The sequence below is a fragment of the Rhizobium giardinii bv. giardinii H152 genome, assembly GCF_000379605.1.
Taxonomy (GTDB): Bacteria; Pseudomonadota; Alphaproteobacteria; order Rhizobiales; family Rhizobiaceae; genus Pararhizobium; species Pararhizobium giardinii.
This window is the reverse complement of the sequence record NZ_KB902767.1, coordinates 1-1487: the sequence shown is the minus strand read 5'-3', so window position 1 is coordinate 1487 and position 1487 is coordinate 1. Positions and strand designations below refer to the sequence as shown.

The 1487-nt window shown below is 53.7% G+C and carries 3 protein-coding genes; all 3 read left to right on the top strand.

Going from position 1 to position 1487, the window contains the following annotated elements:
- A partial coding sequence (locus tag A3AY_RS0134280; RefSeq protein ID WP_018330183.1) for a M20/M25/M40 family metallo-hydrolase occupies positions 1-467 on the top strand: 467 nt, incomplete at its 5' end.
- An 8-nt stretch (positions 468-475) separates the two neighbouring features.
- The gene (locus A3AY_RS0134275; protein WP_018330182.1) at positions 476-1201 is read left to right on the top strand and encodes a gamma-glutamyl-gamma-aminobutyrate hydrolase family protein; all 726 of its coding nucleotides are present in this window, start codon (positions 476-478) and stop codon (positions 1199-1201) included.
- Positions 1198-1487 (top strand): RidA family protein (locus tag A3AY_RS0134270; protein WP_018330181.1); only part of this gene is annotated, 290 nt, incomplete at its 3' end. The genes A3AY_RS0134275 and A3AY_RS0134270, both read left to right, overlap by 4 nt.

Below are 1487 nucleotides of genomic sequence, written 5' to 3'. Positions count from 1 at the left end.
TTCCAGAACACCCACTTCTGGACGAACCAACAGTTCGTGTCGGTCGCATACAGGGCGGTTCAGCGGTAAATCTCACCCCGGACCATTGCGCGGTGGACATTGACATTCGTTTGCCCCCATTTGCCGATCACGAAGCTGTTGTCGCACTGTTTCGGTCGATAGCCCAAATTGGCGTATCGGTCAGCGTTCTTGATTTCAAACCTGCAGTGGAGAGCAAGCCCGAGGACGAATTCGTCAAGCTCTGCGTCCATACCTGCGGCCGTCATTTAACGCGGGCACCGGACATCAAGGGCGTCTCTTACTACAGCGATGGCACTGTTCTCCTGGAAGGGCTTTCTGTGCCCTTCGCTATAATCGGACCAGGATCGCTTGGACTGAGCGGACAGCCTGACGAGTCGGTATCGGTCGATAATGTGTTGAAAGCGGTCGAGATCTACGAAGATGTCGCTCGCGCGTGGCTTTCGTGAGGCTTGATATGACTCGTCTCCCTCGCATCGGAATAACTCCCGACATCAACGATACGGCCGCTCCAGAAACGGAATACGTTCTTCGAAAAAACTATACCGATGCAGTGCAAAACGCTGGTGGTCTTCCTTTCATCCTTCCTTATGGCGATCAGGTTGAAGAATACCTTGATGCCATCGATGGGGTGATGATTACCGGTGGCATGTTCGACATCGATCCCGGGCTGTATGGTCAAGTGGCGAAAAAACCTTACGTAATGAAGCCCATCAGAACAGATTTCGAGCGCGCGCTCATTCATGGAGCACTGGCGCGTCAGATGCCAATACTTGGAATCTGCAACGGAATGCAGCTTTTGGCGGTCTGCCTTGGGGGACAACTAGTCCAAGATATACCGACGGAAATTCGCGAGGCCCTTGAACATAAGCCGATGCAGTCGGCTACCGTCGTTCAGCATACGGTTCAGTTTTCAGGCACATCCCGTCATATGGCGATCCTGAGCGGACAGACTTTTAGTGTCAACAGTGTTCATCATCAGTCAGTCCTGCCCTCACCGCGATACGAAGCGCTAGCGCGCGCACCGGACGGCGTGCTGGAGGCTTTAGAGGCGCGGGACGGGTGCTTTGCCGTTGGCGTTCAATGGCATCCCGAATACGGTGTGGCTGAAATTGATACTGTTGTCTTCAATAGCTTCCTGGCTAAGGCGCGCGAATTCTCTCAAAGGGATGTGATGCAATGAACTCAACGCCCGAAGAGCGTCTCGAAGCGCTTAGCCTGGTTCTACCAAAGATCACAAAGCCAGCAGGAAACCTCCTTGGGTTCAAAATTGACCGCGGCCAAGTTTACGTCTCGGGCCAGTTGCCGCTGGAGGACGGCGCCGTAAAATACGTTGGCAAGGTTGGCGAGACGGTGACAGAAAGTGAAGCATACGACGCCGCAAAATTGGCAGCCCTCAACGTGATCAGCCAGTTGTCTCTTGCCACTGGTGGAAGTCTGGCCCGCATCGAAGCAATTATCAAAGTGTC

Excerpts from the sequence above, each read along its gene's own strand:
- A3AY_RS0134275 (WP_018330182.1), top strand. The coding sequence starts at position 476 with ATGACTCGTCTCCCTCGCATCGGAATAACTCCCGACATCAACGATACG.